This is a genomic window from Pseudomonas helvetica, assembly GCF_039908645.1.
GTDB classification, from domain to species: domain Bacteria; phylum Pseudomonadota; class Gammaproteobacteria; order Pseudomonadales; family Pseudomonadaceae; genus Aquipseudomonas; species Aquipseudomonas helvetica.
On sequence record NZ_CP150917.1, the window covers coordinates 769,044 to 785,778 of the forward strand.

The window sequence follows — 16,735 nt, forward strand, 5'->3', positions numbered from 1 at the left end:
CCAACCAATGCCGGCTAACGGACAAATTTCCCTCGAACGGACCATCCCGACCCTGACAGCGTTGCCGCGCCCGCTGTTTGCCCGTGCGGAGAGCCTCAGCGCCGGCTCGTGGACGCCACCTCATCGCCACGATTGGGTGCAGTTTTCCTACGCCATCAGTGGCGTGCTCGGCGTACACACCGCCGAGGGCAGTTTCTTTGCGCCGCCGCAGTGGGGGATCTGGATTCCGGCTGACCTGGAACACCAGGTGGTGACTTCGATGCGCGCGGAAATGCGCAGTCTCTATGTGCGGCGTGAGGCATGTGCCTGGGCGGACGAGCGTTGTCGGGTGCTGGAAGTCACGCCGCTGGCGCGTGAGCTGATCAAGAGTTTTTGCCTGTTGCCGGTGGACTACCCAGAGGGTGACAGCCGTGAAGCACGCCTGGTCGAGGTGCTGCTGGATCAGCTGGCGAGCCTGCCGGAAGTCGGTTTCTCTCTGCCGTTGCCACGTCACCCGCGTTTGCTTGGGTTGTGTAACGAACTGATCGAAAGCCCTGAACAGAACGTGACGTTGCATGAATGGGCCGAACGATTGGGGACGTCGGAGAAAACCTTGATGCGCCTGTTCCAGCGTGAAACCGGATTGAGTTTCCGCAGCTGGCGCCAGCGCATGCGGCTGTTGTCGTCATTGAGTTTGCTGGAAGACGGTAACAGCGTGACCACGGCGGCGCTGTCCAGCGGTTATGACTCGACGTCGGCGTTTATTGCCGCGTTCAAAAGCCTGTTCGGGTTTACCCCGGGAGAGTTGTTCAAACAGTAATTGTGGCGAGGGAGCTTGCTCCCGCCGGCCGGCCGGTCCGCGCTCGGGCGAAGCAGTCGTAATCCAGAAAATGTGGTCTACCTGATAGACCGCGTTGACTGAATGGGGACCGCTTCGCGCTCCAGCGGGAGCAAGCTCCCTCGCCACAGGGGGCAGTGTCTGCTGGGGCGATCGAGGTGATTAAGTACGGAACCGCCGAACCAACCCGTCCAGCTCATTCGACAACCCCGCCAGACTCTGGGAGTCGAGCCGTGCCGAGTTGGCCAGTTCGGCCACCAACTGCGCATCGCCATGGATCTGGCTGATGTGGCGGTTGATGTCTTCGGCGACCTGATGCTGTTCTTCGGCGGCGGTGGCGATCTGGGTGTTCATGTCGCGGATCACATCCACCGATTCGCGAATCTGCCCGAAACTGTTGCGCGCTTCGCCGATCCGGCTGACCGACTGTTGCGACACCTCGAGGCTGGCGTGCATTTGCTGGGTGACCTGGCTGGTACGCTTGGCCAGGTTGCCGAGCAGTCCGTCGATTTCCGCGGTGGAATCGGCCGTGCGTTTGGCCAGTGCGCGAACCTCATCGGCCACCACCGCAAAACCACGACCCTGCTCGCCAGCGCGAGCCGCTTCGATCGCAGCGTTCAGTGCCAGCAGGTTGGTTTGCTCGGCGATGGAGCGAATGGTGCCGAGGATTGACTGAATGTCATTGCTGTCGCGTTCCAGCTGCTGCATCGACTGCGCCGACTGCTCGATTTCCTGGCTCAACTTGTCGACGCTGTGCACGGCGGCATCGATCTGTTGCTGCCCTTCGCGGGCCTGACGCTGGCCGCTGTCGGCCGACTCGGCGGCCTGGCTACAGGAGCGCGCGACTTCGTTGGCGGTGGCGACCATCTCGTGGAACGCCGTGGACACCATGTCCACCGCTTCACGTTGGCGCCCGGCGGCGTCGGCCATGTCGCTGGAGACTTGGGTCGCGCTTTGCGAGTTGGCAAGAATTTTGGTCGCAGCGCCGCCGATGTGCTGGATCAGGCTGCGAATCGCGGCGAGGAACTGGTTGAACCAGTTGGCCAGTTGCGCGGTTTCGTCGCTGCCCCGGATCTGCAGGTTCTGGGTCAAGTCACCTTGACCTTGGGCGATGCCTTCCAGACCGCTGGCGACGCTGCGGATCGGCCGCACGATGAGGCTGGCGAAACTGGCGCCGACCACGGCGAAGAATACCGCCAGTACGGCGGCGATGATCGCGATCAGCCAAGTCAGCGCAGTGGCAGAGCTCATCACGTCGGTTTGCTTGATCAGGCCGATGAAGGTCCAGCCCAGTTGCTCCGACGGCCAGACGTTGGCCATGTAGCGCTCGCCGTTCAACTCGACTTCGACCAGGCCTTTGCCAGCCTTGGCCAGTTGCGCGTAACCGTCGCCCAGGCTGCCCAGCGCTTTGAAGTTGTGCTCTGGCTGTTTCGGGTCGACCAGCACCGTGCCGTTGTTTTCCATCAGCATCAGGTAGCCGGTTTCACCGAGCTTGATCTGTTTGACGATCTCGGTGAGCTGCTTGAGCGTCACGTCGATGCTGACCACGCCGCCATTGGTGCCGAGCTTGTTGTCGAGGGTACGCACGGTACTGACGTAAGTCGCATCATCCTGAGCCCAGTAATAAGCCTCGGTGCGAAACGGTTTGCCCGGTTTGGCTTGCGCTGCCTTGTACCAGGGACGTTGGCGCGGGTCGTAATTGGCCAGTTTCGGGTCATCGGGCCAGGACACGTAACCCCCGGCACTGGTGCCGACGATGGCGTACGCGTACGACGGATGACTGGCGCCCAGGTCTTGCAGCAAGGCAAACACCTGCTTGTCCATCTCGCCTTGCGGAATTTCCGTCGCATTGGCGCTCATGTAGGTTTTGAGACTGGCGTCGGTGTTTTTGATCAGCGGCTGGGAGGCCAGGTAGTTGACGTTCTGGCTGATGCCGTCGAAGAACAGTTGCATGGCGTTGCTGACCTGGCGGATCTCTCGACCGCTGCCGTCGACAAAGTTATCTTTGGCATCGCTGCGCAGGTTCATGACCACCAGGGTGGCAACCAGCACAACTGGCAAGCAGGCGATGATTGCAAACGCCCACGTCAGTTTTTGTTTGATGTTCATCCGCGCTCCAGTTTTTTTCTTATTAAGCCCACGTAGTGCTGACGCCCCGCGGATTGTCGGACAAACTCCTTTCTCTTTGATGACTTCGGCCGCCAGGGGCGGAAATTGAGGACTATTGGTAAAAATCCTACAAAGAGTGGCTTGTCTGATCTCAGACGCTGTCGCAAATGCCTGCTGATCCAGTCGCCAACGTGCGGCTGACTCTCGGCTATGATCTTCGTCGCTCAACAGGGTTTACCTGATTAATCTGGCACATTGGGTGCATCTGCAACGTTCATAGGTCGGCAACCCCTCCCCGACGGGAGAGGATTGCCGTATAACGAATGACATTCGCGTGTTTGGTAATAAAGGACCCACAATAAAAGCTGATGAAGACTCCAAAACGCATTGAACCGCTGATCGAGGACGGTCTGGTTGACGAGGTGCTGCGCCCACTCATGAGTGGTAAAGAAGCAGCTGTTTATGTGGTGCGCTGCGGCAACGAGTTACGTTGCGCCAAGGTTTACAAGGAGGCGAATAAACGAAGTTTTCGTCAGGCGGCCGAGTATCAGGAAGGTCGCAAGGTCCGTAACAGCCGTCAGGCTCGCGCGATGGCCAAGGGCTCCAAGTTCGGTCGTAAAGAAACCGAAGACGCCTGGCAGAACGCCGAGGTTGCGGCATTGTTCCGTTTGGCCAGTGCCGGGGTGCGAGTCCCCAAGCCGTTCGACTTCCTGGAAGGCGTGCTGCTGATGGAACTGGTGGCGGACGAGTACGGCGATGCCGCGCCGCGTCTCAATGACGTGGTGCTGGAAGCGGATCAGGCGCGTGAATACCACGCCTTCCTGATTTCACAGATCGTGCTGATGCTGTGTACCGGTCTGGTGCACGGTGACCTGTCCGAGTTCAACGTACTGCTGACCCCGGATGGTCCGGTGATCATCGACTTGCCCCAGGCAGTCGATGCTGCTGGCAACAACCACGCGTTCAGCATGCTGGAGCGCGACGTGGGCAACATGGCCTCGTACTTCGGGCGTTTTGCGCCGGAGTTGAAGCGGACCAAGTACGCCAAGGAAATGTGGGCCCTGTATGAAGCCGGCACCCTGCACCCGGCCAGCGTCCTGACCGGTGAGTTCGACGAGCCGGAAGAGCTGGCGGACGTGGGCGGCATCATGCGTGAGATCGAGGCCGCACGCCTTGACGAGGAGCGACGGCAAGCGGTTCGCGCCGCAGACGACGCCCCACCAGGTAAAACCGAAGAACCGCCTCCACCGTGGATGCAGTGATCGGTTGAATAAAAAATCCGGCTTCGGCCGGATTTTTTGTATTGAGCGAATGCAATCAACGCCGGGTCAGCAAGACCCCGGATTCCATGTGGTGCGTCCACGGGAACTGATCGAACATCGCACAGCGGGTGATGCGGTGGGTGTCGTGCAATTGGGCGATGTTGGCCGCCAGCGTTTCCGGATTGCACGAGATATACAGAATGTTCTCGAAGCGTCGGGTCAGCTCGCACGTGTCCGGGTCCATGCCGGCGCGCGGTGGGTCGACGAACACGCTACCGAACTCGTAGCTCTTCAGATCAATGCCGTGCAAACGGCGGAACGGGCGAACTTCATTCAGCGCTTCGGTCAGCTCTTCGGCAGACAGACGCACCAGGGTGACGTTATCCACAGCGTTTTCACTGAGGTTGCTCAGCGCCGCATTCACCGAGGTCTTGCTGATTTCGGTGGCCAGCACTTTGCGCACGCGGGTCGCCAGCGGCAGGGTGAAGTTGCCGTTACCGCAATACAACTCCAGCAAATCGTCGCAACGATCACCCAGAGCGTCGTAAGCCCAGTTGAGCATCTTCTGGTTCACCGTACCGTTCGGCTGGGTGAACGCGCCTTCCGGTTGGCGATAGCTGAAGGTGCGACCACCGACTTCAAGTTTCTCGACCACATAATCATGGCCGATCACTTCGCGTTTGCCCTTGGAGCGACCGATTACGCTGACGTTGAGGTCGGCGGCCAGTTTCGACGCGGCCGCGTGCCAATGCTCGTCCAGCGGGCGGTGATAACACAAGGTGATCATCGCATCGCCGGCCAGGGTGGTCAGGAACTCCACCTGAAACAGCTTGTGGCTCAGGGCGGCGCTGGCTTGCCAGGCGGCCTTGAGCTGCGGCATCAACTGGTTGATGCGCAGGCTTGCGATCGGGAACTCTTCGATCAGGATCGGCGTGCGTTTGTCTTCCTGGGAGAACATCGCGTAATGACGCTCGCCGGCTTCGCGCCACAAGCGGAATTCGGCGCGCAGGCGAAAGTTCGCCAGCGGCGAGTCGAACACCGCAGGTTCTGGTGCATCGAACGGCGCCAGCAGGTCACGCAGGCGCGTGGCCTTTTCTTCGAGCTGAGTGGTGTAAGCCTGGGAATCGAAAGTCATGCGTTGAACCAACCCAACTTGATCACGAACAGAATCGACAGAACCACCAACGCCGAGTTCAGCTCACGGCCACGGCCGGACAGCAACTTGATAGCGGTCCAGGAAATGAACCCGAACGCGATACCGTTGGCAATGGAGTAAGTGAACGGCATGGCCAGCGCGGTAACGACCACGGGCGCGGCAACGGTGATGTCGTCCCAGTCTATTTCCGCCAGGCCGGAGGTCATCAGTACGGCGACGAACAGCAAGGCCGGTGCGGTGGCGAAGGCCGGTACGCTGGCGGCCAGTGGCGCGAAGAACAACGCCAGCAGGAACAGAATGGCCACTACGACGGCTGTCAGGCCGGTACGACCGCCGGCACTGACGCCCGCTGCCGACTCGATGTAACTGGTGGTGGTCGAGGTGCCCAGCAGGGAACCGGCCATGGCCGCGGTGCTGTCGGCGATCAGTGCACGACCCATTTTCGGCATGTGGCCGTCCTTGCCCATCAGGCCGGCGCGCTTGGCGACGCCGATCAGGGTGCCGGAGTTATCGAACAGGTCGACGAACAGGAAAGCGAAAATCACACTGACCAGGCCGATGTCCAGCGCGCCCTTGATGTCCAGTTGCAGGAAGGTCGGCGCCAGCGAAGGTGGCATCGCCATCACGCCGCCGAACGGTGTGAAGCCCAGGGCGATGGAAACGATGGTCACCGCCAGGATGCCGATCAGCACGGCACCGCGCACTTTCAGGGCTTCGAGGGCGACGATCAGCGCAAAACCCAGGGTCGCCAGGATCGGTGCCGGTTGTTTCAGGTCGCCGAGGCCAACCATGGTCGCCGGGTTGCTGACCACGATGCCGGCGTTGTGCAGGGCGATCAGCGCCAGGAACAGACCGATACCGGCGGCAATCGCCGAGCGCAAGGCCAGCGGGATGCTGTTGATGATCCATTCGCGGATGCGAAAGATCGACAACAGGAAAAACATGACCGCCGAGATGAACACCGCCCCCAGCGCCACTTGCCAGGTATGGCCCATGTGCAGGACAACGGTGTAGGTGAAGAAGGCGTTCAGGCCCATGCCTGGCGCCAGCGCGATCGGGTAGTTGGCGATCAGGCCCATCACCGTCGAGCCAATGGCCGCTGCCAGGCACGTCGCGACAAACACCGCGCCCTTGTCCATGCCGGTCTCGCCGAGGATGCTCGGGTTGACGAACAGAATGTAGGCCATGGCCAAAAAGGTGGTGATACCGGCAAGAATCTCGGTACGCACGTTGGTGTTGTGTGCCTTGAGTTGAAACAGCCTTTCCAGCATGCCTGCTCCTCGTGGCGCACCCGGCGCCGTGAATGTATCGACTTCAACAGCAAAGCACAGGCCGTGCCAGGCGCCTGAGTATTTTCTGTCGGTCGGAAAAAGCCGCGCATCATACCAGCAGCGTGCGGCTATGGCTGCCTAATGGCGTTGATCGTCGGCGATGTTTTGCAGTTTGAGGGAGTGGGGCATACTGCGCGCTGGTTTTGGGAGTGGATATGTCTTCTATAAAGAACAGGATGATTCTGGCTTTTGGCTTGTCTGGTGCCATGCTGCTCGGTGCGCACACCGCACTGGCAGCGTCCGCACCACCGCTGAGCGAAGTCAAGGTGCTCAAGGTCCAGTCGACCTCCTGCGGCATTGAAGATATTGCGCCAGGGCAGGACAAGACGAAGTGCGATCACGCAGGCCCCAACATCAAGATCTACGTGCTGGAGATCGGCTACGGCCGCCTGCCGAATGCAACGCTGGACGGCTTTGAAGTCAATGGCGTGCGGGCGCCTGTCTGCGCCTATGGCAACGGCAATCTGACGGAATGCTCCGGGGTGGCCAGCAAAATCGTCGGCAACCTCTACACCTTTGATCTGGCGGGTAAGCAGGAAGGCACTTTCACCTTCAGCAATACCTCGATCAATGCACCGGGCAATACGATGTCGACGCAGCTGTACATCAAGTAACTTTCACTGGGTAACAGCAGGCTCGAACATCTGTCGACAAAGCTGACTACGCTTTAAGGATCACCCTGTGGACGCAGACCATGACCTTTAGAGCCCTGATTACCCTTGCCGAAGGTATCGACGACCTGCAAGCCGTGACACTGATCGACGTGTTGCGCCGGGCGAAAGTCGAAGTGGTGGTGGCGAGCATCGAGTCACGGCGCATGCTCACCTGCGCCCGTGGCACCCGATTGACTGCCGACGCGATGCTGGTCGATGTGTTGGCGCAACCTTTCGATCTGGTCGTTTTGCCGGGTGGCGCCGTCGGCGCACAGCGCCTGGCGGCTCATCAACCCTTGTTACAGCTGGTCCAGGATCAATCCGCCGCCGGGCGCATGTTTGCCGGTATCGCCGAGTCGCCGGCGCTGGCACTGCAAGCCTTTGGCGTATTGCGTCAGCGGCGCATGACCTGTCTGCCTGCGGCCAGTCATCAACTGCTCGGCTGCACATTCGTCGATCAACCCGTGGTCATCGACGGCAACTGCATCACCGCTCAAGGTTCGAGCGCTGCCCTGGCGTTTGCCTTGGTGCTGGTTGAACGACTGTGTGGCAAAGCCGTCAGGGCTGCGGTGGCGGGGGAGTTGCTGGCGTAGCGGCTTTCACGCCTGGGCGGCGAAACGCTCGATGGGGGGCTGTTCGCGGTGCTCGGCTTGCCAGAGATCGTAGTCAGTCTGAACGCCTAGCCAGGTTCTTGCCTTGCCGATACCGGCGCGCTCCAGCCGTACTGCCAGATCCGGGCTGATAGGGGCATGACCGTGAAGCACCCGCGAGAAATGCGGGCGGGCGTAGCCAAGCCGCTTGGCCAGCTCGGTGATACTGACGCCGAGTTCCGGCAACACATCCAGCAGAAGTGTTTCGCCAGGGTGTGGCGGGTTGTGCATAGGCATGTCCTGCCTCCTGTTCAGTGATAGTCCAGATAGTCGACCAGTTCGATGTCTGAACCGATAAAGCGAAAAATCAGCCGCCAGTTCCCGGAAACGTTCAGTGACCAATAGGTCTGAAGATCGCCCTTGAGCGGATGCAGGCGCCAACCGGGAAGGTCCAGGTCGCCCGGGCTCAGTGCACGATCCATGAACGGCAACATGCGGGCCAGGCGTTTCGCATGATCGGTGCGGATCCCACGAGTCGAACCGGTTTCATAGAAGCCACGAAGGCCTTTGTGCTGAAAGGATTTGATCATGGCGTCAGTGTAAGGCGATACATTACACCTTATGCACTAACTATGTACCGCCCTGCGTCGCCTAAATGCTGCTTTGTTCACCTGGCAAACGCTCGGTACTTGCCTTCGTTTCATCTACCGGCACATGCATACGGTCGCGTTGGGCCAGGGTCGGGAACAGTTTGATCCATGTCCCGGTGACCAGCAGCGTACCGATTCCGCCCATGACCACCGCCGGTACGGTGCCGAACCAGTGGGCGGTGAGTCCGGATTCGAATTCGCCCAACTGGTTCGAGGCACCGATGAACAAGCCGTTCACCGCGCTGACCCGGCCGCGCATTTCGTCCGGGGTTTCCAGTTGCACGAAGGACGCGCGGATCACCATGCTGATCATGTCGGCGGCTCCGAGCACCACCAGCACCGCCAGCGAGAACCAGAACGAGGTCGACAGACCGAAGGCGATCGTTGCGACGCCGAACACCCCGACGGCGGTGAACATGACCCGTCCGACGTTGCGCTCCACGGCAAACCGCGCCAGCCATAACGACATCAACAAGGCCCCGACCGCTGGCGCCGAGCGCAGCAGCCCGAGTCCCCAGGGGCCGGTCAGCAGGATGTCCTTGGCAAATACCGGCAGCAGCGCCGTGGCGCCCCCGAGCAATACCGCGAACAAATCCAGGGAGATCGCCCCAAGAATGTCCGGGCGGCTGCGAATGAAGCGAATCCCTGCAAGCAATGAATCCAGGGTCGCCTTGCCCTTGTTCAGCGGGGTTTGTCGTGCGGGCAGGTTGAGCATCAGGCTGCAGGCGATGAGGTACAAAATCACCGTCGGGCCATACACCCAGACGCTGCCGAAGGCATACAGCAAACCACCCAGCGCTGGCGCGACGATGGTTGCCGATTGCTGAGCCGACTGGGACGCGGCCACCGCGCGCGGAAACAGTGCACTGGGGACAATCGTCGGCAATAAGGCCTGGGTGGTCGGCATTTCGAATGAGCGGGCGGCGCCGAGCAGGAACGCGAGGATGAAGATCATCTCGCGGGTGACGTGGTCAGTGGCACTGCCAATCGCCAGGGCGAGCGCGATCATCGCCTGCACGGACTGGCAGATGGCCGCGACCTTGCGCCGGTCATAGCGGTCTGCCACATGCCCGGTGTGGAGCATGAACAACACCCGTGGCGCGAACTCCACGAGCCCGACCAGACCCAGGTCCAGCACGTTGCCGGTGAGTTGGTAGAGATTCCAGCCGATGGCCACGGTAAGCATCTGGAAACCGCTGGCGGTGAACACCCGCGCCAGCCAGAAGGCAATGAATGGGCGGTGATGGCGCAACAACAGCGGGGCTTGGGTCGGCATCGGCGGGTAGTTCTGAGCGAGGAAAAATCGAGATTATCACCAACTTGTAACCTGAAGTTGCGTGTGCGGAGAATTTAGTTAGCTAGACACCTATCCTGAAGCCCGCGTCCTGTCTTCGCCACAGCCAATACCGCAGCCCTGAACAGAACGGTGAGGCAACCTGTCACGCGGCAAAAGACCACACAGTCGGGCGCTGAAAATGGGACTACTCTTTCATCGTTACTTGATCCAGATCAAAACCCTTGGTGGATTTGCTCTGACGGCCAGATGGCCAGACTCCCTGCGTTGCGATGGTTGTAAAAAACAACGAATTTGAATTCGCCACACTCCATAACCGTGGGGGCGGTGGGTGCAGGCTCCCAGCCAGCAGCCGTATTACCAGACAGAGGAAGACTTATGTTCGGTTTGGAGGCACTTGATCTCGCCCGAATTCAGTTCGCGTTCACCATCTCGTTTCACATCCTGTTCCCGGCGATCACCATCGGCCTGGCGAGTTACCTGGCGGTGCTCGAAGGCTTGTGGCTGAAGACCCACAACGATACCTACCGTGATTTGTATCACTTCTGGTCGAAGATCTTTGCCGTCAACTTCGGCATGGGCGTGGTCTCCGGATTGGTCATGGCCTATCAGTTCGGCACCAACTGGAGCCGCTTCTCGGACTTTGCCGGTTCCGTCACCGGGCCGCTGCTGACCTATGAAGTGCTCACGGCGTTCTTCCTCGAAGCCGGTTTCCTCGGCGTCATGCTGTTTGGCTGGAACAGGGTCGGGCGCAAGCTGCACTTTTTTGCCACGGTCATGGTGGCTATTGGCACGCTGATCTCGACGTTCTGGATTCTGGCCTCCAACAGCTGGATGCAAACCCCGCAGGGCTACGAAATCGTTAACGGCCAGGTGATTCCGGTGGATTGGATCGCGGTGATCTTCAACCCGTCGTTCCCCTACCGCCTGATGCACATGGCTACGGCAGCATTCGTTGCCACTGCATTCTTCGTCGGCTCGTCGGCCGCCTGGCACCTGTTGCGCGGCCGTGATAACCCGGCGATCCGCACGATGCTGTCGATGGCCATGTGGATGGCCTTGATCGTTGCACCGATTCAGGCGGTGATCGGCGACTTCCACGGCCTCAACACGCTCAAGCATCAGCCGGCAAAAATCGCCGCGATTGAAGGTCACTGGGAAAACGTCGGCAATGAGCCGACCCCGCTGATCCTGTTCGGCTGGCCGGACATGAAAGCCGAGAAGACCAAATTCGCGGTAGAGATTCCGTACCTGGGCAGCCTGATCCTGACTCACTCGCTGGACAAACAGGTTCCGGCACTCAAGGAGTTCGCGCCTGAAGACCGGCCGAACTCGACCATTGTGTTCTGGTCGTTCCGGATCATGGTCGGGCTGGGCTTCCTGATGATCTTCACCGGTCTGTGGAGTCTGTGGCTGCGCAAGCGTGACAGGCTGTATTCGAACCGTGCGTTCCTCTACCTGGCGCTGTGGATGGGGCCATCGGGCCTGATCGCGATACTCGCCGGTTGGTTCACTACTGAAATCGGTCGCCAGCCGTGGGTGGTGTACGGGCTGATGCGCACTGCCGATGCTTCATCCATGCACAGTTTCCTGCAGATGAGCATTACCCTGGCGCTGTTCGTCGTGGTGTATTTCTCGCTGTTCGGGGTCGGTCTTGGCTACATGATGCGCCTGGTGCGCAAAGGGCCGAAGATCAACGAAGGTGCCGAACCGAGCCACGGTGGTCCCGGGCAGCAACGTACTCCGGCCCGTCCGCTTTCCGCTGCCGATGAAGGCGACGAAAACGGCGACGCCAGCCTGAACAAGGGGAATTGAGTCATGGGTATTGATCTTCCGCTGATCTGGGCCGTGATCATCATCTTCGGGATCATGATGTACGTGGTCATGGATGGTTTTGACCTGGGAATCGGCATTCTCTTCCCCTTCATCAAGGGCCACCGTGACCGCGATGTGATGATGAACACTGTCGCGCCCGTCTGGGACGGTAACGAAACCTGGCTGGTATTGGGCGGCGCGGCGCTATTTGGCGCCTTCCCGCTGGCGTATTCGGTGGTGCTGTCGGCGCTGTATCTGCCGCTGATCCTGATGCTGATCGGCTTGATCTTCCGCGGTGTGGCGTTCGAGTTCCGCTTCAAGGCCAAGGACCACAAACGACACATCTGGGACAAGTGCTTCATCGGCGGCTCGCTGACGGCGACGTTCTTCCAGGGTGTGGCGCTGGGGGCGTTTATCGACGGCATTCCGGTGGTCAATCGGCAGTTCGCGGGCGGCACGCTGGACTGGCTGACACCGTTCTCGCTGTTCTGTGGCGTGGCGCTGATCGTCGCTTATGCGCTGCTCGGCTGCACCTGGCTGATCATGAAGACCGAAGGCAAGTTGCAAAAGCAAATGCACGACCTGGCCCGCCCGCTGGCGTTCGTGGTGTTGGCGGTGACCGGTATCGTCAGTATCTGGACCCCGCTGGCCCATGCCGAGATCGCTGCGCGCTGGTTCACCCTGCCGAACCTGTTCTGGTTCCTGCCAGTGCCAATCCTGGTGCTGGTGACGATGTACGGTTTACTGCGTGCTGTGGCGCGTAACGCTCATTACACACCGTTCCTGTTGACCCTGGTGCTGATTTTCCTCGGTTACAGCGGTCTGGGAATCAGCCTGTGGCCGAACATCGTGCCGCCGTCGATCTCGATCTGGGACGCCGCCGCACCGCCGCAAAGCCAGGGCTTCATGCTGGTCGGCACCCTGTTCATCATCCCGTTCATTCTGGGCTACACCTTCTGGAGCTACTACGTGTTCCGCGGCAAGGTGACCCACGAAGACGGTTATCACTAGCAGGAGCAAAGCTTGCTCGCGATGGCGTCTTGACAGGCGCCATCAAACCCAGACCGAGGACCGAGGCAATGGTTAATAAACATTCTTTGCAGGAAATCGAACAGGCTGAAAAGAAGCCGCTCTGGCAGCGGCTTGGCTGGCTGGTAATGATCTGGACCGGCAGCGTACTGGCGCTGTTTGTCGTAGCCAGCCTGATGCGCATGTTCATGAATGCTGCAGGCCTGACCACTCACTGATCGACCCGAACATCCCATCCCGTGCTTTGCGGCACGGATTTATAACCCTCCACTGGAGGGTTTTTTTTGCCTGGGCGTTGGCCGTTATTTGCGGGCCTTGAGGATCACGAATTTGGGCGTTGCCGCAACCTGCTCGACACCCCGGAACAGACGCGCCAGTTTGCTGTGATAGCCCAGATGACGGTTGCCGACGATGTACAGCGCGCCGCCCACCACGAGGGCTTCGCGAGCTTGCTGGAACATCCGCCAGGCGAGGAAGTCCCCGACCACTTGTTGCTGGTGGAAAGGCGGATTGCACAGCACCACGTCCAGCGACTGCGGCTCCTGCCCGGCCAGACCATCGCCCGCACGCACGATGACTTCGCGCGAACCGAGGGCGGCCCGCCAGTTTTCGGCAGCGGATTGCACGGCCATGAACGATTCGTCCACCAGCGTGTAGTGGGCTTGAGGGTTTTGCAGGGCGCTGGCGATGGCCAAGACGCCGTTGCCGCAACCCAGGTCGGCGACCCGCGCGTTACCGAGGTTTTTCGGCAGGTGAGGGAGAAACGCCCGAGTGCCGATGTCCAGGCCTTCGCGACAGAACACGTTGGCGTGGTTGAGTAACTCGATTGCCGGATCGTCGAGTGTGTAGCGAGTCGGGTAGGGCGACTGCGCGGGTTGCCTGGCATCGGCTGTGGCAATCAGCAAGCGGGCTTTCTTGACCGCCAGCGACGCTTGCACCGGGCCGATGTAGCGCTCCAGCAGATCGCCGGCTGCCCGCGGCAGGTGTTTGACCATGGCCGCAGCAACCACTTGTGCGCCGGGTGCCAGCTGCGTTTGCAGGCGGATCAGTTGCTCTTCCAGCAACGCCAGGGTTTTGGGGACGCGGATCAGTACCCGATCGAACGGACCGACCAGTGGCGCACTGGCCGGCAGCACTGACACAACATCAAAGGGAAGGCCATTGCGTACCAGGTTCTTTTCCAATGCCTGGGCTGCGAGAAACGAATCACCGCTACTGGTGACCTGAGCCTTGCCGACAAGGCTCGCCGCCAGTGCACCAAAACTGTCATTGAGCACCAGAACCCGGGTATCAGCGTTCGGCTGCTGTTCGGCCAGAAAATTAAGCAGGTACTCGTCAGCCGCATCGAAGGCTTGCAGCGGTTCGTTCTGCTGTTCGGGCTGGCGGATCAGGTCAAGTTGGGCGAAGGGGCTTTCGAGCAGGGGCATGGGGCGGGGACTCTGGGTAATCAACGGGTGTCCCGCGGTTTTGCACGTATTCAATGCTGGACGGGACCGTCTGAGTGGACTGCGTTGCGGTGTCGTTCGCTTCATCACTCAGAAGGGGCGTAAATGGTACGTTTTTTTCCGTCGAATTACTCGCAGGTTTTCCGTCGTGTCCAGCGCTGACAAGCACTGGTATTGGGTCAGGCTCAGATATATCTGCACTTCGCGGCCTGTACCACCGCAGAAATTTTGTTGGTGACACCCAGTTTCTTGATCGCATTGCCTATGTGGAAATTTACCGTACGTTGGGTGATGTTTAGGATTATCCCGGTTTCCAATGCGTTCTTGCCTTTCGAAGCCCACTTCAGCACATCTGTTTCCCGCGTCGATAATTGAGTCGCGCTCAAGCCGTCCGGATTCTTGCAGGCCAGCTTTTGCATTGCGAGGACATGCAGCTTATGGCTGATGAACGTTGCATAACCGAGGTTTTCATAGAGTTCGTAAGCCGTGATACGGCAATGGCTTCGGGCGACGCAGAGCATGCCGCTGCTATGGTTGTTCAGCTCATGTAGCGGCAGCGACCAACCGTGCTGCATGCCTTGACCCGCGAGTGCGCGCCGTAGATCGGGGACGTTGGCGAAGGTATCACTGTCCCAGAGAATGGGCAGCATTGAATGATTGCAATGAGCTACTATTGGGTCTATTGCGCAGTAGTTGTTTTGTTCATAACGGGTGTTCCAGTCAGGTGAGTAATTATTAAGGTTCAGGTCATTGTCACAATGATTTGGCGCATGAGAAGTCATTGAAAACGCACAATATTCGTAGCCAAGATTATTAAAGAAGCCAAGTGCTATCGTGTAAGCCTTTTCAAGGCTTGACTCATAAATCAGCTGTTTTAACCGAGTCTCCTTCCAGGTATCCATACAAACTTCTCCCTGTGTTTCGCTTCGTAGGTGTTTATTGGATCCAAAATTGGTACGTTGCGAGTGTAGGGTAAATCCTACAGGTGCGAAGTGAGTTTTTTGCTCTTGATAGGTTCGCAAAATAAATAACCGGTTATTAGAGAAACAGTACCTGTACAGATCATGCGATTTGCTCCGACATCTGTAGAGATATTAATACTATCTTTATATTCAGGTTGCGAACCCTGCCTTTAACTCTTTAGTTAACTGTTAGTCATCTGTTGATTAATACCACTACAAATCGGCGGTGTTTCTTCGTCCGGCTTTGCGGGACACTGGAGCAATCAGACCTATGGAGCGCCCCATGACCGCCAGCGCAGAGAAGTTCACCCGACAAACCCTGCTCGATGTCCAGCCACTGACGTCCAGCCTGTTCACGCTACGTACTACGCGAGATCCGGGTTTTCGTTTTCGTGCCGGGCAATTCGCCCGTTTAGGGGTTACCAAGGCTGACGGCAGCACGGTTTGGCGCGCCTATTCCATGGTCTCTTCACCCCATGACGAGTTTCTCGAGTTCTTTTCCATCGTCGTTCCGGGTGGCGAATTTACCAGCGAACTGAGTCGTCTGGAGGTAGGCGATACCTTGATGGTCGACCGTCAGGCCTTTGGTTTCCTGACCCTTGATCGCTTCGTCGATGGGCGTGATCTATGGTTATTGTCCACAGGGACGGGTATTGCGCCGTTTCTGTCGATCCTGCAGGACTTCGAGGTCTGGGAGAAATTCGAGCGAATCATTCTGGTGTATAGCGTGCGTGAAACGCGGGAGCTGGCTTATCAGGCGCTGATTGCTGAATTGGAAGAGCGTGAGTATTTGGCGGAGCACGCCCATAAACTGCAATTTATCGCCACGGTTACCCGTGAGCCGCATCCGCAAGCATTGAGCGGGCGAATCACCCAGTTGATCAACAATGGCGAGCTGGAGCGGGTGGCTGGCGTCGCCATTACGGCCGAACATTCGCGAGTGATGCTCTGTGGAAACCCGCAGATGATCGATGACACGCGCAACTTGCTGAAAGCGCGCGACATGCAACTGAGTCTGACTCGGCGACCTGGTCAGGTGGCTGTGGAAAATTACTGGTAATGAAAAACGACGCCATCAGGCGCCGTTTATTTCGCAACCCAGCCTTCAGGGCTTATTGTTCTGCGCTTTGAGCAGGTCGCGAATCTCGCTCAACAGTTCTTCTTCCTTGGTCGGAACCGGCGGCAGGCTTGGCGCCACAGCCTCTTCACGCTTCAGGCGGTTGATGGCCTTCACGCCCGCGAAGATCGCGAACGCGACGATCAGGAAGTCGATGATGCTCTGGATGAATTTGCCGTAGGCCAGCACCACGGCCGGGACAGTGCCTTGACCCGCTTTCAGCGTGACCGCCAGGTCCGCGAAGTCCACCCCCCCGATCAGCAGGCCGATTGGCGGCATGACAACATCACCGACAAACGACGAAACGATCTTGCCGAACGCGGCACCGATGATAATACCGACGGCCATGTCGACCACATTACCTTTGACCGCGAAGGCCTTGAACTCACTGAGCACGCCCATAGGTTATTCCTTGTTACAGATGAGGTTGGTGAACGCAGTGTAAATCAGCAAGTCGGGTCTTGCTCGACACAACTACTTACAGTGCTCGCTGCTATCGACCCGC

General features: G+C 59.1%; 17 protein-coding genes. 8 read left to right on the forward strand and 9 right to left on the reverse strand.

The genetic code is table 11. The features are described from left to right. Nucleotides 1-7 precede the first annotated feature (7 nt). On the forward strand, nucleotides 8-799 hold the full coding sequence (locus AABM55_RS03340) for a helix-turn-helix transcriptional regulator (protein ID WP_054595480.1): 792 nt from the start codon (nucleotides 8-10) through the stop codon (nucleotides 797-799). 180 nt (nucleotides 800-979) lie between these two features. Here the strand turns inward: AABM55_RS03340 and AABM55_RS03345 are convergent, their stop codons facing one another. Beyond that, complete coding sequence (locus AABM55_RS03345; RefSeq protein WP_347928823.1) at nucleotides 980-2,926, reverse strand: methyl-accepting chemotaxis protein; 1,947 nt, start codon at nucleotides 2,924-2,926, stop codon at nucleotides 980-982. Nucleotides 2,927-3,294: 368 nt separating this feature from the next. On the opposite strand from AABM55_RS03345, the gene AABM55_RS03350 reads away from it, so the two are divergent. Beyond that, the gene (locus tag AABM55_RS03350; RefSeq protein ID WP_054595482.1) at nucleotides 3,295-4,188 is read left to right on the forward strand and encodes a PA4780 family RIO1-like protein kinase; all 894 of its coding nucleotides are present in this window, start codon (nucleotides 3,295-3,297) and stop codon (nucleotides 4,186-4,188) included. 55 nt (nucleotides 4,189-4,243) lie between these two features. Here the strand turns inward: AABM55_RS03350 and trmA are convergent, their stop codons facing one another. Beyond that, nucleotides 4,244-5,323: a tRNA (uridine(54)-C5)-methyltransferase TrmA gene (gene trmA / locus AABM55_RS03355; RefSeq protein WP_347928824.1), complete on the reverse strand. Its 1,080-nt coding sequence runs from the start codon at nucleotides 5,321-5,323 to the stop codon at nucleotides 4,244-4,246. Then, the gene (locus tag AABM55_RS03360) at nucleotides 5,320-6,615 is read right to left on the reverse strand and encodes an NCS2 family permease (protein WP_019691579.1); all 1,296 of its coding nucleotides are present in this window, start codon (nucleotides 6,613-6,615) and stop codon (nucleotides 5,320-5,322) included. Before AABM55_RS03360 ends, trmA begins: the two co-directional genes overlap by 4 nt. A 215-nt stretch (nucleotides 6,616-6,830) precedes the next feature. Here AABM55_RS03360 and AABM55_RS03365 point away from each other — a divergent pair, with 215 nt between their 5' ends. Both AABM55_RS03365 and AABM55_RS03370 read left to right on the forward strand, forming a co-directional pair. Further along, entirely contained in the window at nucleotides 6,831-7,289 is a 459-nt protein-coding gene (locus AABM55_RS03365; RefSeq protein ID WP_347928825.1) for a DUF4879 domain-containing protein, read from the forward strand. Nucleotides 7,290-7,369: 80 nt separating this feature from the next. Beyond that, nucleotides 7,370-7,921 (forward strand): DJ-1 family glyoxalase III, encoded by a 552-nt coding sequence (locus tag AABM55_RS03370; RefSeq protein ID WP_103316880.1) that lies wholly within the window; start codon nucleotides 7,370-7,372, stop codon nucleotides 7,919-7,921. A 6-nt stretch (nucleotides 7,922-7,927) separates the two neighbouring features. Here AABM55_RS03370 and AABM55_RS03375 read toward each other — a convergent pair whose 3' ends face one another. The 3 genes from AABM55_RS03375 to AABM55_RS03385 form a co-directional block, all read right to left on the reverse strand. Next, nucleotides 7,928-8,215 (reverse strand): HigA family addiction module antitoxin, encoded by a 288-nt coding sequence (locus AABM55_RS03375; protein ID WP_173860029.1) that lies wholly within the window; start codon nucleotides 8,213-8,215, stop codon nucleotides 7,928-7,930. 14 nt (nucleotides 8,216-8,229) lie between these two features. Beyond that, nucleotides 8,230-8,508 (reverse strand): type II toxin-antitoxin system RelE/ParE family toxin, encoded by a 279-nt coding sequence (locus AABM55_RS03380; protein ID WP_054595487.1) that lies wholly within the window; start codon nucleotides 8,506-8,508, stop codon nucleotides 8,230-8,232. A 61-nt stretch (nucleotides 8,509-8,569) separates the two neighbouring features. Next, nucleotides 8,570-9,844, reverse strand: coding sequence for an MFS transporter (locus tag AABM55_RS03385; protein ID WP_347928826.1), 1,275 nt, complete (start codon nucleotides 9,842-9,844; stop codon nucleotides 8,570-8,572). 396 nt (nucleotides 9,845-10,240) lie between these two features. On the opposite strand from AABM55_RS03385, the gene AABM55_RS03390 reads away from it, so the two are divergent. The 3 genes from AABM55_RS03390 (at nucleotide 10,241) to AABM55_RS03400 (ending at nucleotide 12,924) form a co-directional block, all read left to right on the forward strand. Then, nucleotides 10,241-11,677 (forward strand): cytochrome ubiquinol oxidase subunit I, encoded by a 1,437-nt coding sequence (locus AABM55_RS03390; RefSeq protein WP_103316873.1) that lies wholly within the window; start codon nucleotides 10,241-10,243, stop codon nucleotides 11,675-11,677. Nucleotides 11,678-11,680: 3 nt separating this feature from the next. Further along, nucleotides 11,681-12,688 (forward strand): cytochrome d ubiquinol oxidase subunit II, encoded by a 1,008-nt coding sequence (gene cydB / locus AABM55_RS03395; RefSeq protein ID WP_054595490.1) that lies wholly within the window; start codon nucleotides 11,681-11,683, stop codon nucleotides 12,686-12,688. A 68-nt stretch (nucleotides 12,689-12,756) separates the two neighbouring features. Beyond that, nucleotides 12,757-12,924 carry a DUF2474 domain-containing protein gene (locus AABM55_RS03400; protein ID WP_081013729.1) on the forward strand — a complete coding sequence of 56 codons (168 nt, stop codon included), beginning with the start codon at nucleotides 12,757-12,759 and terminating at the stop codon, nucleotides 12,922-12,924. Between the two features lie 84 nt (nucleotides 12,925-13,008). Here the strand turns inward: AABM55_RS03400 and AABM55_RS03405 are convergent, their stop codons facing one another. Both AABM55_RS03405 and AABM55_RS03410 read right to left on the reverse strand, forming a co-directional pair. Then, complete coding sequence (locus AABM55_RS03405; RefSeq protein WP_347928827.1) at nucleotides 13,009-14,133, reverse strand: methyltransferase; 1,125 nt, start codon at nucleotides 14,131-14,133, stop codon at nucleotides 13,009-13,011. A 203-nt stretch (nucleotides 14,134-14,336) separates the two neighbouring features. Next, nucleotides 14,337-15,053, reverse strand: a complete 717-nt coding sequence (locus AABM55_RS03410; RefSeq protein WP_054595492.1) for an autoinducer binding domain-containing protein — start codon at nucleotides 15,051-15,053, stop codon at nucleotides 14,337-14,339. Nucleotides 15,054-15,396: 343 nt separating this feature from the next. Between AABM55_RS03410 and AABM55_RS03415 the strand changes: the two genes are divergently transcribed. Further along, nucleotides 15,397-16,173 carry a ferredoxin--NADP reductase gene (locus tag AABM55_RS03415; RefSeq protein ID WP_054595493.1) on the forward strand — a complete coding sequence of 259 codons (777 nt, stop codon included), beginning with the start codon at nucleotides 15,397-15,399 and terminating at the stop codon, nucleotides 16,171-16,173. 45 nt (nucleotides 16,174-16,218) lie between these two features. Here AABM55_RS03415 and mscL read toward each other — a convergent pair whose 3' ends face one another. Then, nucleotides 16,219-16,632 carry a large-conductance mechanosensitive channel protein MscL gene (gene mscL / locus AABM55_RS03420; RefSeq protein WP_347928828.1) on the reverse strand — a complete coding sequence of 138 codons (414 nt, stop codon included), beginning with the start codon at nucleotides 16,630-16,632 and terminating at the stop codon, nucleotides 16,219-16,221. Nucleotides 16,633-16,735: the final 103 nt, after the last annotated feature.